Origin of the sequence: Paraburkholderia bannensis NBRC 103871 (genome assembly GCF_000685015.1) — a bacterium.
Taxonomy (GTDB): domain Bacteria; phylum Pseudomonadota; class Gammaproteobacteria; order Burkholderiales; family Burkholderiaceae; genus Paraburkholderia; species Paraburkholderia bannensis.
On the sequence record NZ_BAYA01000003.1, the window covers coordinates 235,592 to 256,421 of the forward strand.

17 protein-coding genes are annotated in these 20,830 nt (G+C 62.9%); 9 read left to right on the forward strand and 8 right to left on the reverse strand.

The window, feature by feature from the left end; genetic code table 11:
* Positions 1–4: 4 nt before the first annotated feature.
* Complete coding sequence (locus BBA01S_RS40000) at positions 5–751, reverse strand: response regulator transcription factor (RefSeq protein ID WP_052391667.1); 747 nt, start codon at positions 749–751, stop codon at positions 5–7.
* A 282-nt stretch (positions 752–1,033) separates the two neighbouring features.
* Between BBA01S_RS40000 and BBA01S_RS04365 the strand changes: the two genes are divergently transcribed.
* A complete protein-coding gene (locus tag BBA01S_RS04365; RefSeq protein ID WP_027815363.1) occupies positions 1,034–1,999 on the forward strand; it encodes a LysR substrate-binding domain-containing protein in 966 nt (321 codons plus the stop codon).
* A 79-nt stretch (positions 2,000–2,078) separates the two neighbouring features.
* On the opposite strand, the gene BBA01S_RS04370 is transcribed toward BBA01S_RS04365, so the two are convergent.
* Positions 2,079–3,335 carry an oxalate decarboxylase family bicupin gene (locus BBA01S_RS04370; protein WP_027815364.1) on the reverse strand — a complete coding sequence of 419 codons (1,257 nt, stop codon included), beginning with the start codon at positions 3,333–3,335 and terminating at the stop codon, positions 2,079–2,081.
* Positions 3,336–3,802: 467 nt separating this feature from the next.
* On the opposite strand from BBA01S_RS04370, the gene BBA01S_RS04375 reads away from it, so the two are divergent.
* Positions 3,803–4,975 (forward strand): porin, encoded by a 1,173-nt coding sequence (locus tag BBA01S_RS04375; protein WP_027815365.1) that lies wholly within the window; start codon positions 3,803–3,805, stop codon positions 4,973–4,975.
* A gap of 43 nt (positions 4,976–5,018) precedes the next feature.
* On the opposite strand, the gene BBA01S_RS04380 is transcribed toward BBA01S_RS04375, so the two are convergent.
* From BBA01S_RS04380 to BBA01S_RS04390, 3 genes are all read right to left on the reverse strand, one after another.
* Positions 5,019–5,540 (reverse strand): c-type cytochrome, encoded by a 522-nt coding sequence (locus BBA01S_RS04380; RefSeq protein WP_042295943.1) that lies wholly within the window; start codon positions 5,538–5,540, stop codon positions 5,019–5,021.
* Positions 5,541–5,566: 26 nt separating this feature from the next.
* Positions 5,567–6,907: a chloride channel protein gene (locus BBA01S_RS40005; protein WP_084161812.1), complete on the reverse strand. Its 1,341-nt coding sequence runs from the start codon at positions 6,905–6,907 to the stop codon at positions 5,567–5,569.
* 159 nt (positions 6,908–7,066) lie between these two features.
* Entirely contained in the window at positions 7,067–8,455 is a 1,389-nt protein-coding gene (locus BBA01S_RS04390) for an N-acetylmuramoyl-L-alanine amidase (protein WP_407668288.1), read from the reverse strand.
* Positions 8,456–8,803: 348 nt separating this feature from the next.
* Here BBA01S_RS04390 and BBA01S_RS40010 point away from each other — a divergent pair, with 348 nt between their 5' ends.
* The 3 genes from BBA01S_RS40010 (at position 8,804) to BBA01S_RS04405 (ending at position 10,967) form a co-directional block, all read left to right on the forward strand.
* Positions 8,804–9,724 (forward strand): extracellular solute-binding protein, encoded by a 921-nt coding sequence (locus BBA01S_RS40010; protein ID WP_042295947.1) that lies wholly within the window; start codon positions 8,804–8,806, stop codon positions 9,722–9,724.
* Between the two features lie 4 nt (positions 9,725–9,728).
* A complete protein-coding gene (locus BBA01S_RS04400) occupies positions 9,729–10,517 on the forward strand; it encodes a molybdate ABC transporter permease subunit (protein WP_042295949.1) in 789 nt (262 codons plus the stop codon).
* A 195-nt stretch (positions 10,518–10,712) separates the two neighbouring features.
* Complete coding sequence (locus BBA01S_RS04405; RefSeq protein WP_027815369.1) at positions 10,713–10,967, forward strand: DUF4148 domain-containing protein; 255 nt, start codon at positions 10,713–10,715, stop codon at positions 10,965–10,967.
* Positions 10,968–11,035: 68 nt separating this feature from the next.
* Here BBA01S_RS04405 and BBA01S_RS04410 read toward each other — a convergent pair whose 3' ends face one another.
* Entirely contained in the window at positions 11,036–13,612 is a 2,577-nt protein-coding gene (locus BBA01S_RS04410) for an alpha-L-rhamnosidase-related protein (RefSeq protein WP_027815370.1), read from the reverse strand.
* 291 nt (positions 13,613–13,903) lie between these two features.
* Between BBA01S_RS04410 and BBA01S_RS40015 the strand changes: the two genes are divergently transcribed.
* Genes BBA01S_RS40015 through BBA01S_RS04430 form a run of 4 tightly spaced genes read left to right on the forward strand, consistent with a single transcriptional unit; the run spans position 13,904 to position 18,301 of the window.
* On the forward strand, positions 13,904–15,079 hold the full coding sequence (locus BBA01S_RS40015) for an MFS transporter (protein ID WP_042295951.1): 1,176 nt from the start codon (positions 13,904–13,906) through the stop codon (positions 15,077–15,079).
* A 50-nt stretch (positions 15,080–15,129) separates the two neighbouring features.
* Positions 15,130–16,386 (forward strand): amidohydrolase family protein, encoded by a 1,257-nt coding sequence (locus tag BBA01S_RS04420; protein ID WP_027815371.1) that lies wholly within the window; start codon positions 15,130–15,132, stop codon positions 16,384–16,386.
* Positions 16,387–16,412: 26 nt separating this feature from the next.
* Positions 16,413–17,345 carry an alpha/beta hydrolase gene (locus BBA01S_RS04425; protein ID WP_027815372.1) on the forward strand — a complete coding sequence of 311 codons (933 nt, stop codon included), beginning with the start codon at positions 16,413–16,415 and terminating at the stop codon, positions 17,343–17,345.
* Between the two features lie 59 nt (positions 17,346–17,404).
* Positions 17,405–18,301 carry a SphA family protein gene (locus tag BBA01S_RS04430; protein WP_042295953.1) on the forward strand — a complete coding sequence of 299 codons (897 nt, stop codon included), beginning with the start codon at positions 17,405–17,407 and terminating at the stop codon, positions 18,299–18,301.
* 16 nt (positions 18,302–18,317) lie between these two features.
* Here the strand turns inward: BBA01S_RS04430 and BBA01S_RS04435 are convergent, their stop codons facing one another.
* Positions 18,318–19,229, reverse strand: a complete 912-nt coding sequence (locus BBA01S_RS04435; protein WP_027815374.1) for a LysR family transcriptional regulator — start codon at positions 19,227–19,229, stop codon at positions 18,318–18,320.
* Positions 19,230–19,348: 119 nt separating this feature from the next.
* Complete coding sequence (locus BBA01S_RS04440; RefSeq protein ID WP_027815375.1) at positions 19,349–20,743, reverse strand: MFS transporter; 1,395 nt, start codon at positions 20,741–20,743, stop codon at positions 19,349–19,351.
* Positions 20,744–20,830: the final 87 nt, after the last annotated feature.

Below are 20,830 nucleotides of genomic sequence, written 5' to 3' on the forward strand. Positions count from 1 at the left end.
GCGCTCACACGTATGCGCGATGCGCCATCGTCGTGCTTTCGGCGCGAAAAGGCAGAGCTGGGGATTCACGGCGATGGGCAAGCCTGTATCCGCACGCCTGCTCCGTCACGATGGCGACGTCCGGAAGGCGGCCCTGAATCTTGCGCCTCAGTCGCCAGATAAGCGGTGGAATAGTGGCGATATCGCTTTCGTCTTCGTCGCACCACGCGTAGCGCAGTATCTGCTCGTGCTTGACGGGCGATTCGAAATGCCTGAGCAGGCATTCGAGTACCAGAAATTCGCGTTTCGTGACCGCCAGTCTGGCCGCACCATCCACCAGTTCGCGAGTCTGCGTGTCGAGCCTCAAGCGTGGTTCGCTGTCATGCGCGCCGCGTCGGCCGTGCGTTGCCGAGCGATGCAGGGCCAGGATCTTTTCGTGCATGTTGACGAACGACCATGGTTTCGCAAAGCACATATCGATACCGCTCCTCAGAAAAGCCGCCCGTTCTGCTGCGGAACTCTCCCTCACGACGAGCGCGAATATGGCGTCCGGCGACACCTGGCGGATATCGCTGACGACCTCACTTAACCCCGCCAATGGCGCCGACGCCTGCGGCACGATCATCACCACATCGAATGTTTCTTCCTGAGCGCCGCGAATCCCAGCAGCAAAATTCGTGCTCCACAGGACACTATGCGCACTCTCGCGCAGTGCCTTGCAGAGCCATTCCGATTCGGGCGTGTTTGGGCCGATAAAAAGAATGCGCATCATGGTTCTCCGCTTCGACGATCAATCGGGTACATAGCCGACGCCGCGCACGGCGCGTATCGACGTAGCTGTGGAGTTTCGTCATTGCCAGTTGCGCATTGATTGCATAAACGCGCCCCTGCGTTACAGATGTAATGCCAGGGAATTCCGGGTAGCGAAAATGAACATTCTTCAATCTTGCGAACATGGCCGTTCGCGGACGGGTCTTCTATGCTGCGGCGTGCAAGTTCGACGTACCGATCGCCCCGATTCGACACGAGGCGATTGCTCCAGAATTCGAGGCCAATTACCGTGAAAAATGCAACACTACGTCAGCTCAAGACTTTCGAAACCGTTGCTCGACGTTTGAGCTTCTCGCGCGCAGCAATCGAGCTGCATCTTTCCCAGCCCGCAGTGTCGACCCAGATAAAGAACCTGGAGGAGCACGCCGGTGTGGCCTTATTCGAACAATTGGGAAAGAAAATCTTTCTGACCGACGCGGGCAAGGAAATGGCGCGGCATGCTCGCGAAATCATCGACCGGTTCAACCAGGTTGAACAGATTCTTGCGCAGATGAAGGGGCGCTCAGGAGCATGCCTCAAGATCGGTGTGGTGACGGCTTGCGGCTACTTCTTTCCGCGCCTGATTGCCGAATTCCGGCGGCGCAACGAGGGCGCGAAGCTGGAATTGAAGGTCGGAAACCGGGACGAATTGCTACGCTTGCTGGAAGCGAATGAAATCGATCTTGCCATCATGTCCGAAACGCCGACCAACAGCCGCATGGCCGTTGAGTGCTTCGCACCGCAGCCATTCGTGGTGATCGCGGCCGCCGACCATCCGCTCGCGCGCCAGCCACGGATCTTGCGCGCGGAACTTGGCGGCGAGCGTTTCGTGCTGCGCGAGCAAGGTTCCGATACGCGCTCGGCAATGGAAAGCAGCATGCCGGACGTGCTCGACTCGCTGACCGACACAACCGAAATCCCCAACACCGAAGCCATCAAACAGGCCGTCATGGCCGGACTTGGCATCAGCTTCCTGCCGGCTTCCGCAATCGAGCTGGAAGTACGTGCGCAGATGCTGGCCGTACTCGATGTCGTCGGGCTGCCGGTCATCCGCCAATTGAAAATCGCGCGAATGACAGGTAAGTCGCTGTCGCCCGTCGCGCAGGCGTTCAGGTCTTTTCTGCTGGAAGAAGGCGCCGCGCTCATTGCCCGTCCGACTGTGGGTCGATACGCAACGCTCCCTGCCTTGCAGGTCGCAGCCGCAGCCTGAATCAACCCCGGCTACCGGCGGCGTTCAAACGCCCACTCCCTTTTTACAGGGCGTGGGCGTCATTCAATGCATCAAGACATCACGCCGGCAGAACATCGGGCCGATTGTTCGGGAAGCGCTTGAGCACGTCTTCCGTGATGTTCAGATGCTCCATGACCAGCTTCGGCGGCGTGTGCGTGAGCCAGTCGGACAGCGAGACTTCGGCGAAATGATCGGCCTTGAAGACCTCGATCATGATGATATCCGTGTCGCCGGTATTTTCGATGTAGTGGCCAAGACTCTTCTTCACGTAGCCAATATCGCCTGCACGGAAATCCGCCGTGGCGGCCTTCGGGCCCGTATCGAACACCGTCATGCGGCCTTCGCCCTGGATCCAGTATTGCCATTCGTCCGCGTTCGGGTGCCAGTGAAGTTCGCGCAGCCCGCCCGGTTTGATCGTCACCATCGCAGCGGCGATGTTGGTGGACACCTTGAAGTTGCGGCTGTCTGCAATACGCACTGTGCCGCCCTTCGTTTCCTTGAACGGCTTCATGGAGCCGAGCGAGAACACGAACGGGAAATCCGGTGCGCCGAGCGGCGACTTGACCGCTGCCTGCGCCGCCGCGAGCGGGCCGGGATCGTCGCCCTGGAAAATCCACAGGTTGTCGGTCGGAATATTCCTGAACGCGTCCTGCGGCACGTTGAAGTTCGCCGCGAGCACTTCGGGCGGCGTATGTGCGATCCAGTCGGTCACCAGCAGCGTATTGAATTCGGATGACTTACCGTTATCGAAGGCGATCATGAATTCGGCGCCCGTCGGCCCCAGACCTTGCAGCGAGTGCGGCAGTCCCGGCGGGAAATACCAGAGATCGCCCTTCTTCACATCGGCGACCTGGCAGCGGCCCTGCTCGTCCAGAATCGTGATGCGGCATTCGCCTTCGAGCATGATGGCCCACTCGGCCTGCTGGTGCCAGTGCATCTCGCGAATGCCGTTCTGCGACAGGCGCATATTGACGCCTGCGATGTCTTCCGAAATGGCGAAGTCGTTCTGCGTGACTTCGCGCGCCCAGCCGCCATTCTGATAGCGCTTATGGGCATTATTGAACGAGGCCCAGAAGAGATCCATGCCGTTGATATCGGTCGCAGGCGGATTCTGGAAATCGGGAAATTCGTTGGCCAGCGTCGGGTTCTGCGGCCCCGGATCGTCGAGGCTGGTAGGACTTTTAGCGTTGATCCGGCCTTCCGGCGGACGATCCGGATTGCCGAACGTCGCGGCTTTGGCAGTCGCGGCAACACCAAGCGCTGCGGCGCCCGCCGCGGCGCCTACCAGCATTTTTCGTCGGGACAAATCGGTCATGGATAGCTCCTGGCAAATACCTGAATACAAGTGATGAAAACGGGCTCTTAGCTTCAGGACGCTTCATTCGTTCGTGGATGTCGTCGTCCTTGAAATTGATGTTAGGGCCTCACGTTTCCAAAAGATATTCAAATATTCGAAACGAAACCATCATGCAAAATTATGATTTTTCCTCGCTGAACTGTACTTCTTTTTTAAGGCCGCGACTGTACCGCTAATTGCTCGACTCGGCCGCTTAACATCCGGATCGCAAATTAAAAACTTTTTGCAATTGCGAAATCCATTTTTCAGGAATCATTTATCTTGAATCTTTTGTTAAAGAAAGACTCGTCATTGAATTGATGGTTTTGTGATTTTTTTGTTAAGGCGCACATCGGGCGCCAAATTTTTCGCCTTCGCTATATCTACCTGGATATAGCGAACCAGGCCGATCCAGGTTCTGGTTCCGGCGAAGTGAGACTCTAGACATGAAAAAATTAATCCTGGCCTCAGCGGTGCTTGCCGTGTTTTCGAGCCATAGCTACGCGCAAAGCAGTGTGACCTTATATGGCACGATCGATACCGCACTGATCTACGCGAACAACATGGCGACCGGCACAGCGGGCCGCGGCACAAGTGGCGTCGAAATGGACAGCGGCGGCACGCATGCTTCGCGTTGGGGCCTGCAAGGAAAGGAGAATCTAGGCGGTGGCGTGTTCGCGATCTTTCAACTCGAAGACGGTTTTTCCAGCACGAATGGCAAGCTCGGCAATACCGGCGATATTTTCGGCCGTCAGGCGTATGTCGGCCTGTCCTCCGCTACGGACGGCAAGCTCACTGTCGGACGTCAATATAGTTTCATGTCGCAGTGGCTGTCCGCACTGAGCGCCGAAGGACGCGGCTGGGGCGGCAACCTCGCCTCTCACCCATTCAATAACGACGACATGATTCGTCACACCAGCATCCGCAATTCGGTTCGCTATGTGAGTCCGACCTGGCGCGGGCTGACACTCGGTGCGATGTATGGCTTCTCCAATGAATCAGGGGAATTCGCCAACAATCGCGCCTATAGTTTTGGCGCGCGCTACGAGAATGGCCCGCTCGCATTGGTCGCCAGCTACGGCGAAACCGACCGCTCTGCGGGCACGGCCAATTTCAATGCGGATGGCGCAATCAGCAACAGCGACGGCGATGCAACGATCACGGGCGGGCGCGAACGCGTCTGGGGTCTGGGCACGCATTACACGTTTGGCCACGCGGCAGTAGGTGTCGTCTGGACTCACTCTTCGACGCGCGACGTGAGCAGCGTCTGGCAAGGCGGCAATCTCGTGCCGCTCGTAGGCGACCTGCTGAGTTTCGATAATTTCGAAATCAACGGGCGCTATTTCGTCACTCCGGCATTGAGTCTCGCCGCGTCGTACACCTACACGGACGGTCACTTCGACGCATCGGATTCGAGCCTGAACCCGAAGTGGCACGAAGCGATCCTGCAGGCCGATTATCGCTTCAGCCATCACACGGACGTGTACCTCGAAAGCCTCTACCAGACAGTGAGCGGCGGCGGTGGAAACACGGTCTTCAATGCGTCGATGTTCAACGTGACGCCTTCCGCGAACGGTCACCAGCTGCTGCTTGTTGCGGGCTTGCGGCACAACTTTTAAATAGCCTGAAGGGACGCGACCAGAATCGCGTCCCTGCCTGGGCTTATTTAATCAACGCTGCGTAGTGACCGGCGTCGATGCCTTTCCCGGCTTGAAGGAAAGCGGCGAGATTCCATAATTCGCTGTCTGGGAGCGATTTTCCGAATGCAGGCATCGCGGTCATCTTCACGCCATGCCGCATGACCCACCAGGTCGATTGCGGATTATTCTTGCGCGAAGCCGCGAGCAATTCGGGGGCTTTGGGTGCGATACCCGCGCCAATAGCATCGGGCGGCACGCCTGGCGCGCCGTGACAATAGACGCAGTGCCGATCATAGAGCTTTGCACCGGCCTCGATACGTTCCGGTGTCGCCAGATAAGCGGGCACCACTACCGACGCCGATTGCCGGTCGAGCGAACGTTGATACGTGGTATGCAAGAACCAGGCGACGAACCGATTATCTTTCGATATCGCATCAACGGCTACGCGTCCGGAAAACGCGTAGCACAATGCCGCGAGGGCAAACACGGCGATAAACGCGCTGATCGAGCACAGCGCAACAGCAGCGTTCTGGCGAGATGACATTGGGTTCGCAACAGTTCGAGGAATGATCAGGCGCTCGTACGCTCGATCTGCTTTTCAGGCATTTGCGCGGGGACGCGCAAATTGTGCAAATAAGCGAGAACGACGGGCATTGCGCGAAACGTCATCACCGACCCCGCAACCGCAAGCAACAGCGGATACAACAGGTTGTGATTCGCATGCGTAAATTCGACGATCAGCACCACGGCGGTCAGCGGCATTTGCATCGAAGCCGCGAGAAACGCGCCCGCGCCGATCAGCGCACATGCGCCCGGTGCGAGCGCCGGAAAAAAATGGCTCCACACGCCGCCGAGCACCACGGCGAACAACGCACCATTGGTCAAGCCGGGCGTGAGCAGACCGCCTTCCGCTCCCGCACGCAGGCTCGACGCTTCGATGGCGACTTTCAGCACGAGCAGCACAGCGGCCAGGCCGATCGTGAGATCGCCGCCAAATGACAGCGACGCGGCGCCTTTGCCGTTGCCCGCAAGCTGCGGGAACACCACGACCAGCCCACCGATCACGACGAAGTTCACGATCGACCACGCCACCAGCGTCCAGCCTCGCGGCGCGTGCGCCCGCGCACTGGAGGTCAGCTTGACGAAACCCCATGCAGCAAGCCCGAACAGCGGCCCGCAAACGGCGGCCCAGATCATCAGCGGGCTGCTGGAAACAAACGCGGGGACGAGGTATTGCTGCTCGTTGCCCAGACCGCTCCACGCCACCATCGCGGCAATAGTCGAAGTCACGAGCGCGACGATGAGCGCGCGCGGCGCAAACGTGCCGAGCAGCACTTCAAGCACGAAGACCGCGCCGCCCAGCGGCACGTTGTAGACCGCCGCGAGGCCTGCGCCCGCGCCGCACGCCACCATGAGACGGCAGTCGGCGCTCGTGAGCCCTGCACGATGCGCAAGACGGCCCGCGAACAGCGAGCCGATTTCGCGCGGCGCGACTTCGCGTCCAAGCGGCGAGCCTAGCGCGACCGTCACGATCTGCAGCAGCGCGTGAACCGTCGTGCTCACGAAAGGCATGCGCGGATCGGCAGAACCCACCGCCTTGCGGATGCTGACCAGCGGCCGGCCATAGCGATACAGCGCGGCCCAGCCGAAGCCCGCGACCGCGCCACAGAGCGCGAGCACGGCCACGCGGCGCATCGGCGACGCGGCGCTCACGCCTTCCAGAAAGCTTTCGTGTCCCACCCACTGTCCGATGCTGTAGCCGTACGCGAGGTGCTGTACGGCGTGAAGCAATAGCGCGAGCGCCATGCCGCTCAGGCCCGCGCCGACGCCAGTCAGGACGGTGACGAGGGCGAACGCGAGGGGCTTGCTGGAAGGAGTCGAGGTTGAAGCGGAGCTTGCAGCGGTATTCATGGGTACGGCCTGGAATGCGTGTATTACGGGATTACCCGAATGGTATCCCGGTTGATGCATGCGCTTTGTTACTTATTTTTCTTAATCAATGATTTTTGCGCATATATCGTGAGCGGCGCGGCAACCACTCTCGCCGCCTGCATGGCTGCGGTTCGTGCGTTAAACCTGGACGCGGTGCGCCAGAGGCGGGTTGCTCGCAAAATATCGCTGGATGCCATTGAAGATCGCATCGGCCATCTCTTGCCGATACTCGGCATTCAGGAGTTTCTTCTCTTCTTCCGGATTACTGATGAAAGCCGTCTCCACCAGAATCGACGGAATGTCCGGTGCTTTCAGCACCGCAAAGGCGGCCTGTTCGACGCCGCTGCCGTGCAGGTGATTGACCTGCCCGATCGCGTCGCGAACGAATGCCCCGTACTTGAGCGAATCGTTGATTTGCTGAGTCGTCGACATGTCGAATAGCACCGGCGCCAAATGACGGTCGGCGACTTTCAGGTCGAGACCACCTACCGCGTCCGAATTGTTTTCACTCTTCGCGATCCAGCGCGCGACGGCGCTCGACGCACCGTGTTCGGACAGCGCAAAAACCGAAGAGCCGTGCGCAGCCGATGTCGTAAAAGCGTCGGCGTGAATGGACACGAACAAGTCCGCGCCAGCGCCTTTCGCCTTGGCGACACGCGTGCCTAATGGGACGAAGAAGTCGTCGTCACGCGTCATCATGGCCTGCATGTTGTCACTGGCGCGAATGCGCTCGCGCAGACGGCGCGCGATATCGAGGACGACGTGCTTCTCGTAGGTTCCCCCTCCGCCAATCGCACCAGGATCCTCGCCGCCGTGGCCCGGGTCGATGGCGACCGTCAGTTTGCGGGCGGCAGACGCGGGTGCATGTGAAGCCTTCGCCGGGTTTTCATGCGCGACCTGCTGCGATGGCAATGTAGATGGCGATGGCGACGATGAAGACGGCGGATAAAGGTCGACCATCAAGCGGTAAGCATAGTGGCCCGCGGGCGCGGTCGAGAACACCTTTGGCGACACGGCGCCCTTGAGGTCGACAACCAGCCTCACGGTGTCCGGCGTGAACTGCCCCACGCGCACGCCTTTGATATGCGGATCGTCCGGATGAATCTGCGCCACGATATCTCGCAGGCGCTGGTCGAGCGTCAAGCCTTGAAGATCGACGACAAGACGCTCAGGTGTCCCGAGTTGATGCTCCTTCACTTCCAGCGGCTGCGTGGATTCAATCGCGACGCGCGTATAGTCCGCGGCGGGCCACACCCTGACGCCGACGATTTTCGGCTGGGTATTCGCCGTCGCCAGTTCGGGGCGAATGCCCACCACCAGTGCGGACGCACCGAGTTTCAGGAATTTCCTGCGCGTATACGGGTTCCGGCAGCTCGAAACGAGTCGCTGGGGGCGAAGCCTCTTGTCATGTTCCATGATGTTTCGATTCCAGCGATGCCAGCGGTGCCAGGCGGCCTGAGACGAGATAACAGAATAGATCCGCCGCATCATATCGCTGCAAGGCTTCAGGAATATCCGCCATTTCACTGTTTAAATCGATCTTCATGTTTGCGTGAAGTCGACCTGGCATATTTAAATCCAATACTTGAAGGCGTCGAAATGTAGCCACAAAACCGGCACACGTCCAAGTCTTGTTTCTCATGAGGCGATGAGAAAAATGCATAGCCTTAAAACGAAAAAAAACCTTATTTCTTGACACTTTCTTGATGCCCGATCGGTTATAGACATTGCGCGATCAGAGGCAAACGCCTGCATCGCGACGACACTGTGGCCCACACAAATGCCTCGAACTGTAATCGTCCCGACGATTGCCGCCACGCTACATTCGACAGCGGCTGAAAGCCTCACCTGAAGAACACGGCATAAGGAAAAAGCATGAAATCGAGTATTGCGGCGATCGCGGCCACGGCAGTCCTGGCGCTGCCGCTGGGAAGCGCGCACGCCGATGAAGCGGTCAGAGTCACCTACGCCGGTTCGATGGGTGTCGTGATGGATAAGGGGCTTGGCCCCGCCTTTGCGGCGCAGAACAACGTGCAGTACCAGGGCCAGGGCGAAGGCGCTTATGGCATGGCGCGGCTTCTGGCCTCGAAGCAACTCGTCGCCGACGTGTTCTTTTCGATTACGCCCGGGCCAATGGATATCCTGAAGCGCGCAGGACTGATCGACGAAGCGATTCCCGTTGCGAGCACCAGCATGGTGATCGCCTACAACCCGAAGAGCGCTTACGCGAAGCAGCTTGCGGCGAGCCAGACAGCGGGCGGCCAGCCCTGGTGGCGGATCCTCGCGCAACCGGGGCTGCGCTTCGGGCGAACGGATCCGAAGATCGATCCGCAAGGCCAGAACATCATCTTCACGATGAAGCTGGCCGAGCGCTATTACCAGCAACCGGGCCTTGAAAAACAGCTGCTCGGCGACACGGAGAATCCGCAGGAAGTGTTCGCGGAAGGCGGCTTGCTGACCCGACTGGAAGCGGGCCAGGTGGATGCCTCGTCGGGCTATGAGAGCGCCGTTAAATCTGCCGGGCTGCCCTATATCCCGTTGCCGGAGCAGATCAATCTCAGCAATCCCGCCTACGCGCAGGACTGGTACAACACAGTCTCCTTCAACATCCGCAATCCCGCTGGCGAGTTGAAGCCAATCACGCCACAACCCCTGGTGTTCTATGTGGCGGTGCTGAAAAATGCGCCGAACCCCGTCGAAGCGAAGAAGTTCGCTGCGTTTGCGCTGAGTCCTCAAGGACAGTCCATCTTCAAACAGCGCGGATATGGACAGCCAAAGGGTGACGTGCTGCGTTAAGGCCATGTCGCCGTCTTTTTCCGCATCCAGCCAGAACCGACAGCGTCTGTTCGGCTGGGCGGCGAGTCTTCCCGCGCTCGTCATTCTGGTCGTCCCATTTCTTGCCCTGGTTGGCCAGACTCACTGGCATCAATTCAAGGCCGCTTACGGCGACTGGGAAGCCGTGCGCGTGTCGCTGGTGCTGAGCGCCTGCGCGCTCGTGGTCATCGTCGGCGTTGGCACGCCGTTGTCGGTCTGGCTGGCCAGGGCGCGCGGATGGGCGGGCCGCATGGCCGAGACGCTCGTGCTGGTCTCTTTGCTCACGCCTTCGCTGGCAACCGGGATCCTGCTGGTCTGCGCGTACGGCCCTTATGGGCCAGTCGGCGAGTGGCTCTCCGGCCTGGGCATGTCGCTCAACAATAACGCGGCATCGTTTATCGTCGCGCAGATATATGGCGGACTCGCTTATTTCGTCGTGTCCGCCCGAACGGCATTCGAAAACATACCGCCGACACTGGAAGAAGCCGCGCAGGATCTGGGCTGCACCCCGTGGCGCGTATTCTGGTGCGTGAGCCTACCTATCGCGGCCCGGGAGATCGCCACGGGCGCCATGATCGCGTGGGTGAGAATCATCGGCGAGTTTGGCATCGCCGCCGTCTTCTCGTACTTCCCGCAAGGCATTCCCGTGAAGCTGTTCGTGAATCTGCAGAACGACGGCCTGCAGTCGGTCTACGTCCTCGTCTGGATTCTGTTGCTTTCCCTGCCTCTGCCATTGATCCTGCTGTCGCTCTTCAAACGCGTTCGCAAGGCCTGATCCGGCACGCGGCCTCGACACAAGCCGATATTGCGTGAACTTAAATTTATTTTCATACCGGCGCGAATCAGGCGGGCTCGCTGATTGGGGCAATATGAATTTCTCTTCATGTTAATGCTGGGCTTGTGTAGCCAGGCCTCGGCTATCGTGGCTTCCGTGGGCGCCCTGCCCTCCCCTGATATTTAAAGGAACGTCATGAAGATCGCTATTCAATTCGGTATCGCTGCCACGCTGCTCGTTTCGGCTCTCGCACACGCACAGTCCGCGCCGCAAGCGGCCCCGGCCACGCAAACGGCCACGCAGGTCAAGGTCGCCGCTGGCGCGTGGGTGCCGCCGTATGGCCAGCCCGTTGCGCAGAAGACGCGCGCCCAGGTCTACCAGGAACTGATCCAGGCCGAGAACGACGGCCAGCTGGCTTACCTGGACTCGGTGGTGTACGCGCATTCGTGATCGCACGCTGCACGCGTGCGCATCGTCAAGGGGAAGCAGATGGCGCCATGCGCCACCCTTTCCCTCACTCATCCACCCACGACAATCGAATAGCTCCCCGGCTGCATGCCGTTGAGATATTGATAAGCAGTCCCATCGGACGCCACGCCTGCGGAATCGAGATCCGACGATGTCGAAGCCGCCGTGGCAATGCCGTTGACCTTGACCGTGCCGCCAGCGGGCAATGCAATTGTCCCCGTCGTGCCCGCCGGAACGCTCACATCGATCCTGAACGCGCCGTTCTGCGCGCGGCCCCATTTCACCGAAATCGCCCCGGATGGCGTCGGCACGGCGCCCACGGCCCATTGCAGGTCGCCGGTCTGCGGCTTGACGAGCCACTGCCTGAAGCCTGCCGTAACGGGACGCACGCCGAGCACATAGCGCGAGAGCGCCGAAGTCGGCCCCGACGACCAGCCATGCGCAAGACTCGTCTGCGAACTCACCGGCAGGCCATTCGTACCGAGCGCCTCCCACACGGTGCCCGTGTAGTGGTCGCCATCGGCGACCATGGCGCCCCAGAGCGTGCCGATCAGGCTCAGCGCGCCGCGCGTGTCGCCGCTTGCCATGCGCGCACGCACTTCCATGTCGCTCGCAAACGGACTGACGACGGCGGTACGGCCGCTGTCCGTCGAAAACGCCAGGCGCCCGTACGGATTTGCCAGCTTCTGCGCGACGTTGGCGAGCACGGTCGCGGCGCGCGCTTGCGGCGCGACGCCCGTGATGACTGCCAGCGCATTGGCGTCCTGCGCGACGGCGCCCATGCTGGTCGCGCTCATGCCGTAATACCCTCCCGCCGGGTTGTATAGCCGCGAATTGATCGCCTGCTTCAACGCAGCGGCGCGCTGAACATAAGTGGCGGACGTGCTCGCATCGCCCATCGCGGTGGCCAGCTCGGCGGCATCGGTCAATGCCTGGTAGTACAACATATTGGTCGACGCCACTTCGCCCGTGACCGGGCTGGCAAAATCCGGCAGCCAGTCCTGCGCGTTACTCGCATCGACCGCAATCAAGCCATTCGAATCGACCTGCGTCTGCAGGTAATTCAACTCGCCCTGCGCGGCGGCCCATTGCTGCGCCAGCAGCGTGGCGTCGCCTGAATACAGGTAATCATCGTGCAGCGCGGTGACGAAATACATCGAGTATTGCGTCGAATAGAAACTCGACGAACCATACGCATCGGCAGTTGTGGAAATCAGCGGGTCTTGCGGACTATGCGTGGTCGACACTTCGCCGTTTGCCAGTCGATAACTGCCGAGCAGACGTAACGATCCCGCAACGGCATCGTACTGCGCGGACGTGTAGAACAACGTCGGCGCTTCCACGGCGATATCGCCCGACCAGACCGTCCGGTCGCGTTTCGCACCATCGATCAGCAAGGGCAACGCATTCGTATTCGCCGAGAAATCATCGAGCGCGCTCGCCGTCATCAACGTGTTCGCATAGAGCGACGCGCCGTTCGCCGTGATCGCCAGGTTGCGGTAGGTGGCCTGGCTTGCGGGCAGGTTGAAAAAGCCCGCGCTGCCGTAGTTGGTGAGCAGCACCGACGCCGCGCCCGACGCGTCCAGCGTGCCCAGATTCGTGCCGTCCAGCGTCACGCTCGCCGTATTGCCGCTCAGCGACGTGCTCACGCTATGCCACGTCCCCGTCGCAATCCCCGCCGATACCGGCAACTCGCCGAGCTTGACGGCGCCGCCCGCGAAGGTGCTGTAGGCATCGAGTTCGAGCGTATTCGGCGTGCCTTGCGTGTCGCTCGCCGAATGCAGCACGAAGCGCAGGCTCGTGAGATTGCCCGAGTCGCGCATCGTCCAGCCCGCGCTGTTGCTGTTCACGCGCACGTCGAAGGCCATCGCGTAGTCGGAGGGCCAGCCGCCGCTCTTTTGCACAATGCCCGTGCCGGTGCTGCCGATCGTCGTGCCTTCGGCCGAGACCTGCCATGCGAGCGGCAGCGCGTTGGCGGCCAGGCGATCCATTTCGACGGTGTACGCGCCCGCTGTCCAGATGCGGTTGAGCGTATCGGAGCTGGAAACAAAGCTGCCGAGTGTGGCTGGGGCAGCCGCAGCAGCCGACGCGGGCGCGGCGTAAAGCGATTGAATGGCGACGCTGTTGAGCGTCACTTCGCCGGGCGTGGCGAGCGAGAGCGTCTCGTAGCGCTCGCCGCCCTGCACGGCGCTCGACTTGAGCGTGCCCGTCGCGCTGATGGGAAAGAGGCTCGTGCGCTGCGGATCGACCGAGACGGTCAACCCGGCGCTGACGTCGCCCGTCGTCGCCGTGGTGCGGCTTTCGCTGAAGGTCGCCGATAGCGTCGGCGAGCCGCTTTGCGCCGCAATCCCAAAGACCGGCAGGCCGCCCACTTCGTGGCCGTAGTCGAGCACGACGGTCGGCGCGGCGCCGCCCGCCACGTACTTCAACGTCACGGCGCCGCCGGTGAGCAGCGAATCCGCGCCCGTCACCGAGCCCGACACGCTCACCACTTTCACCGGACGCACGTTGCCCGTATCGGGCAGATAGCTGGCCGCGCTCACGTTCGCGGGCCACGGCGTGGTGCTGTCCGCGCTGCCGAGCGTGCCGCCGCAGGCCGCGAGCGCGAGGGCTGCTGCAAGCGTCATACCGTGGGTCAAGCCTGGGGTTACGCCATAGTTCGCGCGAGCGCGCATACGGGGCGCACTCGCGCGCCCGCCTCCGAGGTGCCTGGGCATCTCCGTCTCCATTGTCTTGTTTTCGAATCGATCACGCCGAATCTCACGGCGTGCTCAGGAGCTTGCCCGACCGGCGGCGCACGAACCCTCGCAAATCGCGATACGTCGCATCGCAAAACGCGCGGGCTGGCGCGGCGATGTCTCCTTACACTTTCGCGACGCGCCCCACTTTGCGCGAAATCAAAACAAATGGAGACAGACATGCCCCCACGCCGAGGTTCGAATGGCGCACTGGTGGTTGCCCACGTCGCGGGAATGATCGATCTCGTGGCGCTGCCCGTCTGGGTCAACACCCTCATCGACTGGTTTCACTTCGACGCCCAGCGCGCGGGCGCGCTCGCCACGGCCTATCTCGCGTGCGCCGTGCTTTGTTCCGTATGCGTCGCGCCGCTGATCGCGCGCCTGCCAGGACGTCTTGCCGCCGCACCCGGCTTTGCCGTCGCGGCAGCCGGTTTCGCTCTTGCGGCGCAGGCCACGACGTTCGGCACGATGCTCGCGGCGCACGCCATCGCGGGCGCGGGCATTGGCTGCGGCCTGTCCGTCGTGCATGGCGCGATTGGCAAGACCGCCAATCCGCATCGCCTCTTTGCGATGGGGCACCTCGCGCTCGCCGTGTTCGGCGTCGTCTACTTCGCCGCCGTGCCGCCGCTGGTGAGCACGCAGGGCGGCGCGCTGCTGTTCGGCGTGTTCGTCGGGCTGTCGCTCGTCGCGTGCATCGCGCTGGCCGTTGCGTGGCCTGCCAGCCTGCCAGGCACCGAGGTCGCGCAGCGTGTCGCGAGTCCCCGTGCAACGCGCCGCGCGCCGCTCGAACGCGGCTGCTGGAGCGCCATTGCCGGCATCGTGTTCATGGCGATCAACCAGGCGATGGTGTTCAGCTTCGCGCAGCGCATCGGCCTTGCGCGCGGCTTCGGCGAGGCGCACGTGAACGCGGTGCTGGTCGCGGTCGGCCTCGTGAACCTGTTGCCGCCGGTGCTTGCGGCGCTGCTCCAGCGCCGGTTCGACGCGCGCAACGTGGCGCTGGCCGGGCCGCTCGCGCAAGGCGTGCTCGCGCTCGTGCTCGCCAACAGCCCGGCATTCGCGCCCTATGCGCTCGCCGCCAGCCTGTGGGTGTTCGCGATGATCTTCACGCACACCTTCCTGTTCGGCCTGCTCGCAAAGCTCGACGCCACGGGCCGCGCCGTCGCCTATACCCCGGCGATGCTGATGGCGGGCTCGGCGGTCGGGCCGCTGCTTGGCGGCATGCTGATCGTGCGCTTCGGCTTTGGCGCGCTCGGCGTTGCAGCCGTCTGCATCGCATTCGTCAGTCTTCTGTGTTTTGGCCGTCTGCGAGCGCTCGGCGTTGCGCAGACGCGCCTCGATCTCCCCCCGGCGCATTGATTTTTCGCCCCCCCGCAATTCCGCATTCGCACCTTATTTGAGGCTCCAAAATGGCAGGCATCGTTTTCCACAACGTTCGCGTATTCGACGGCAGCGGCAGCGCGCCCTTTCCCTCGCAGGTGCGCATCGAAGGCAACCGCATCGACGCGCTCGCTGCACCCGGCGCGCCCTCGCTCGCGCAAGCGCACGACGAGATCTACGACGGCAACGGCGCGACGCTGATGCCCGGCCAGGTTGAGGCGCACGCGCATCTGTCCTGGCCCAGCTCGGTCGAGAAGTTCGTGCCCGGCATGGCGCTGCCGCCCGAGGAACTCGTGCTCACGACCGCGCGCAACGCCCGCATCCTGCTCGATCACGGTTTCACGAGCGCGTATTCGGCGGGCTCGTTGAGCAAGCGTGTCGAAGTCGCGCTGCGCGAGCAGATCGAAAGCGGCGGCATGCCGGGCCCGCGCCTTGTGGCGTCGTCGATCGAGCGCACGCCGCCCGTCGCCGCCGACGAGCAGGCGCTCAATCCCGGCGAAGTCGACCCGCACGGCGTCGGCCCCGATGCCGTGCGCGCCTTCGTGCGCTCGTGCGCGGAAATGGGCGCGCGCTCGGTCAAGTTCCTGCTGTCGGGCGAGGACGCGCTGCAACCTGGCGCATCGCAACAGTTGCTCTATTCCGAGGAAGAAGCGCGCGCCGCAGGCGAGCAAGCCGCTGAATCGAACGTATGGCTCGCCGCGCACGCCCAGGCTGGCGAGGCCGTGAAGATGGCGCTGCGCAACGGCTTTCGCGTGCTCTACCACTGCACGTACGCCGACGAAGAAGCCCTCGACATGCTCGAAGCCGCGCGCGAGCGCATCTTCGTCGCGCCCGCCATCGGCATCATCCAGGCGACGCTGGACGCAGTGCCGCCGCCGCACTTCGACATGAAGCACATGAAGGAAAGCGCCGCCGAAGTGCGCGAGCTGCAACAGCGTCTCGTGCCCGAGCTGCGCCGCCGTGGCGTGCGCGTGCTGCCGGGCGGCGACTATGGCTTCCCGTTCAATCCGAACGGGCGCAACGCGCGCGACCTGCAACTGTTCGTCGAGCTGTTCGGCTATACGCCCGCGCAGGCGCTGCATGCGGCGACGGCGCTGGGCGGCGAGCTGATGGGCCTGGAAGGCGAACTCGGACGCATCGCGCCGGGCTATCTCGCCGATTTGCTGCTTGTCGATGGCGACCCGAGCGTCGATGTGGCGATCCTCCAGGACAAGCAGCGCCTCGCCGCCATCATGAAAGACGGGCGTTTTCACAAGACGCCGCACGCCCTGCGCGTCGCGCGGTAACGCCCCAACAATCGAGACTCAAGACGATGAGCCAGAACGCACTCCCCACCGCACAACAGCTTGCCGAGCTGATCCGCACGACCGGCGCAGTGATCGACCCGCCGCTGGTGAAAGGCTGGTACGCGCCGTTTCGCGAGACGCAATCGCGCGAAGGCGCGCAGCTTCGCGCCGACATCGCCTATGGCGACGACGAGCGGCAGAAGCTCGACGTCTATCTGCCGGCTGCGCAGCCCGATGGTCATGACGCCGACGACACCCATGTCGCGAAAGGCCGCCCGCTGCTGCTGTTCGTACACGGCGGCGGGTTCGTGCGCGGCGACCGCCGCGAGCGCGCCAACGTGGGCTGGCGCTTCGCGCGCTCGGGCTTCGTGACCGTGCTGCCCAGCTACCGCCTGGGCCCGCAGAACCACTGGCCAGCAGGCGCGCAGGACGTAGCGGCCGCCTGGGCTTGGGCCTATGCGAACGCCGAAGCTTTGGGCGCAGATCCGCAGCGCATCTACGTGGCCGGAGAATCGGCAGGCGCGGCGCACGTGGCCGCCGCCACGCTGGTTCAAAGCCTGCGCCCCGCGAACGTGCCCGCGCCGCGCGCCGCGCTGCTCGTTTCCGGCGTCTACAACGTGCAGCTGGAAAAACTCGCGCGCCGCCAGTTCGGCGTCCCGAGCCCCGATCCGCGCAACGAAGCCTATTTCGGCAGCGATTTCGCGAGCTATCCGGCGATGTCCACGGTGGAGCTGATCGACAGCGCGCCGTTTCCGCTGCTCGTCACGTGGGCCGAACTCGATCCGCCGCAGATGCAGGTTCAGGCGGGCGAACTGTTCGCGCGCCTCGTCACGCAGCACGGCTTCGATCCGGACGTCGCCGTGATTGCCGGACACAACCATCTCTCCCAGCTGGAAGCGATCAATACCGTCGACGACACGCTGGCGCAGACGCTCATCGATTTCATGCGGCGTCACTAGACAACCCACGCTCACAACACAACACAAAACAACACAACAAAGACATGGAGACATCGGCCTTGAAAACGCTCACTTCTTTCGCATTCCAAACTATTACATTATCGGCCTGCCTCGCAGCAACGGCGCACGCCACCGAAGGCGGCGGCACCGTGGTGCCGATCGGCGTGCAGACCATCGCCTCGGGCGTGCTGCAGGATCCCGGCGACTACCTGCTCAACTACAACACCTGGGTCTACGCCAGCAGCTTCCCCAACAACGACGGCAAGAACTCGCTGCCCGACGGCAACCTGCGCGTGCAGGCGCACTCGCTGCGCTACCTGCACGTCTTCGACAACTTCAAGATCGCGGGCGGCGACACGGCGTTCGAGGTCGCCTCGGCCTATGTCGATTCGACGCTCAGCTCGCTCTACGCGAACGGCCACAACAGCGGCATCGGCGACACCTCGCTCGGGCCGTCGATCGGCTGGCACAGCCCGACGTTTCACCAGATGGTCTCGCTGCTCGCGGTGCTGCCGACCGGCTCTTACGAAGCGACGCGCGCCGTCAACGTGGGCCGCAACTACTACGCGCTGCAAGCCGACTACGCCGCGAGCTGGTTCTTCGCGCGCGGCTGGGAACTGAGCGGCATGTTCAAGGTGATCTTCAACGCGAAGAACCATTCGGATGGCTATAAATCCGGTATCGAAACCGACCTGGACTACGCGCTCAACTATCACCTCCCCTATGGCTTCTTCGCGGGCGTGGGCGGCTACTGGCACAACCAGCTCACCAACGACACGCTCAACGGCAATGTGGTCGATAGCGACGGCTATCGCGTGCGCGATGTCGCCGTGGGCCCGCAGCTTGGCTGGGGCACGCAGAAGTACGGCGGCTACGTCGCCTGGCAGCACCAGGTCTATGCACGCAACACCGCCAAAGGCGACCTGCTCTGGCTCAATCTCTTCGTGAAGTTCTAACCGGCCACCATGCCGCTCAACCCGCGAGCGCCCCCGCCGCTTCGACGAGGCGCTCGCGCAACCAGCGATGGCACGGGTCTTTCTCGCGATACTCGTGCCATTGCAGAAACTCGCGCACGGCGGGAATCGCCAGCGGCGGCTCGACCAGCCGCAGCGGCAGCAACTTCGCGAGTTCGCCTGCGAAACGCCGGTGCATCGTCGCAACCATCTGGGTGCCGATCAGCGCGGGCGCAATCGAACTGAAGTCCGAAGTCGTGATGCGCACACGCCGCCTGATACCCTGCGCTTCCATAAAGCGGCTGTCGTAAGTGGGTGCGCGCGGCCAGCCCAGCAGCGCCTCCACGTGATCGAGACGCTCGAATTCCTCCACGCCCAGGCGCTCGCCGACCGACGTGTTGCCCGACCACACCACGCACGTATAGCTGTCGTCGAACAGCGGCAGATGAGGATGATCCGGCGCGATGAACGGCTCGGGGATGATGAGCAGGTCGTATTCGCCGCGCCGCAGCTTTTCCGCCGAATCCTCCACTTGCGGCATGAATTCCAGCGTCACGTGCGGCGCGCTCTGTTCGATCATCGGAATCAGGCGGCGCATCAGCACGTTAATCACGTAATCGGAGGTGGCGATCTTGAAGTGGCGGCGCGCCTGCGCGGGCTCGAAGGCCGGGTCGATGGCGACGATGGTCTGCACCTGCAGCAGCAGGTCGCGCACCGGCTGCACGAGTTCCTGTGCGAGCGGCGTGAGCTCCAGGTTGCGCCCGACAGGCACGAGCAGTTCATCGTCGAAATACTCGCGCAGCTTCGCGAGCATGCCGCTGATCGCCGACTGGCTCAGGTTCAGACGCTCCGCCGCGCGCGTGATGCGGCGCTCGTCGAGCAACGCATCGAGCGTGACGAGCAGATTCAAGTCCAGTCTGTTGAAGCGCATCGCGCGCGTCTCCATGCAAAAGGCCGCCTCGTCGGGCGGCCTGGCGTTATCCAGTCATGCACAAACGTGCTTGCACAAGGCATACGCGCCACGCTCATAGGCGTGGGCACATTGCAACCTTACCCCGCCACGCCGGGATCGTGGCTTACATGGCCTTGCCCGGCATCGATCGCGCGTTCCTGTCCGGCTTCGGCGGGCATGGCGGCGATCTCGGCGCGGCCCAGCGCGATCACGCCCGCGGCCAGCACGAGCGCCAGCGTGAACAGCGCGAACGTCCACATCGGATCGGGATTGATCGACGCGACGACGCCCACGATAACAGGCCCGAGTATCCCGCCTATCCGGTTCAACCCGACCGCCACGCCCATGCCGGTGCCGCGAATTTCCGTGCGATAGCACATCGCCTGGTAATTGTTCATGACCGCCTGCGCGCCGAACACGAAGAAACCCGCGCCCGCCACCAGCACCATCGCAAACGGCTTGCCCAGCGCCACGGACAGCGCCGCCATGAACAGCCCCGCGCCGAGATAACCGACGACCATCGCGCGGATACGGCTATGCAGGCGATCCGCGAGCCAGCCCATCGAGATCCCGCCGAACACCGACGCGATCATCACAAGCGTGCCGTAGCCAAACGCGGACGACACCGCGCCGCCGCCCGCCACCACGAGCGCCGGCAACCAGCCCGTGAGGCCGTGAATGCAGAACAGGCTGAGCGCGCCCGCGATCCAGTGCACCAGCGTGTTGTGGCGATAGTCGCGCGAGAGCAGGTCGGCGACGGAACCGGTGCGCGAGGCGGGCCGCATCGACTGGATCGTGGCGCCGCGATAGACGTCCGCGCGCTCGGGCCGCGCCGCCGCCAGCAATGCGCGCACCTCGTCGGTACGGCCACGCAGCGCGAGAAATTGCGCCGATTCCGGCAGCCAGCGCCACGCCGCCAGCGCGACGAACGCCGACAGCACGCCCACGAAATACAGCGATTGCCAGCCCAGATGCGGCGTGAGCGTCAGCCCCGCGATGCCCGCAAAAATCCCGCCCGCCGAGAAGCCGAACTGGAATACCCACGTAGCGAAAGTGTTGGCGTTGCGCCGGGGCGCCCATTCGTTGATGCAGGTGAGCGCGAGCGGCGTGACCATGCCCAGCGCCGTGCCCAGCACAAGGCGCACGAGCGCGAAGGCCACGGCGGAATGCACCACAGTCGCGAGCAGCCCGCTTGCGGCGGTGAGCGTCCAGAGGGCGCCGAGCATGACCTTGCGGCGGCCGATGCGATCCGCGATCACGCCTTGCAACACGGATCCAATCGACAGACCGACGATGCCGCTGGCCAGCATCATGCCGATCATCGCGGGCGACGGTTGCCACGCGTGCCGCACGAGCGGAATCACATAGGCAGCGTTGAAGAGATCGTACCCGTCGAAGAACATGATGAACGCGACGAGTACGGCGAAGCGCAGATGGAAGCCGCCGATGCGCGCGTGCGCCAGCTCCTCCCTGACATTGATCGAGGTTGCCAAGGTTGTCTCCATGTTGTGATTGATCCGGCACCGCCTCTTGTGGGCGATTGACCGGTGGGCGCACGCGGGACGCTGCTATGAGCGCCC

Excerpts from the sequence above, each read along its gene's own strand:
- BBA01S_RS04380 (WP_042295943.1), bottom strand. The coding sequence starts at position 5,540 with ATGTCATCTCGCCAGAACGCTGCTGTTGCGCTGTGCTCGATCAGCGCG.
- BBA01S_RS40000 (WP_052391667.1), bottom strand. The coding sequence starts at position 751 with ATGATGCGCATTCTTTTTATCGGCCCAAACACGCCCGAATCGGAATGG.
- BBA01S_RS04370 (WP_027815364.1), bottom strand. The coding sequence starts at position 3,335 with ATGACCGATTTGTCCCGACGAAAAATGCTGGTAGGCGCCGCGGCGGGC.
- BBA01S_RS40015 (WP_042295951.1), top strand. The coding sequence starts at position 13,904 with ATGCCCCCACGCCGAGGTTCGAATGGCGCACTGGTGGTTGCCCACGTC.
- BBA01S_RS40010 (WP_042295947.1), top strand. The coding sequence starts at position 8,804 with ATGAAATCGAGTATTGCGGCGATCGCGGCCACGGCAGTCCTGGCGCTG.
- BBA01S_RS40005 (WP_084161812.1), bottom strand. The coding sequence starts at position 6,907 with ATGAATACCGCTGCAAGCTCCGCTTCAACCTCGACTCCTTCCAGCAAG.
- BBA01S_RS04425 (WP_027815372.1), top strand. The coding sequence starts at position 16,413 with ATGAGCCAGAACGCACTCCCCACCGCACAACAGCTTGCCGAGCTGATC.
- BBA01S_RS04400 (WP_042295949.1), top strand. The coding sequence starts at position 9,729 with ATGTCGCCGTCTTTTTCCGCATCCAGCCAGAACCGACAGCGTCTGTTC.
- BBA01S_RS04420 (WP_027815371.1), top strand. The coding sequence starts at position 15,130 with ATGGCAGGCATCGTTTTCCACAACGTTCGCGTATTCGACGGCAGCGGC.
- BBA01S_RS04375 (WP_027815365.1), top strand. The coding sequence starts at position 3,803 with ATGAAAAAATTAATCCTGGCCTCAGCGGTGCTTGCCGTGTTTTCGAGC.
- BBA01S_RS04410 (WP_027815370.1), bottom strand. The coding sequence starts at position 13,612 with ATGACGCTTGCAGCAGCCCTCGCGCTCGCGGCCTGCGGCGGCACGCTC.
- BBA01S_RS04405 (WP_027815369.1), top strand. The coding sequence starts at position 10,713 with ATGAAGATCGCTATTCAATTCGGTATCGCTGCCACGCTGCTCGTTTCG.
- BBA01S_RS04435 (WP_027815374.1), bottom strand. The coding sequence starts at position 19,229 with ATGCGCTTCAACAGACTGGACTTGAATCTGCTCGTCACGCTCGATGCG.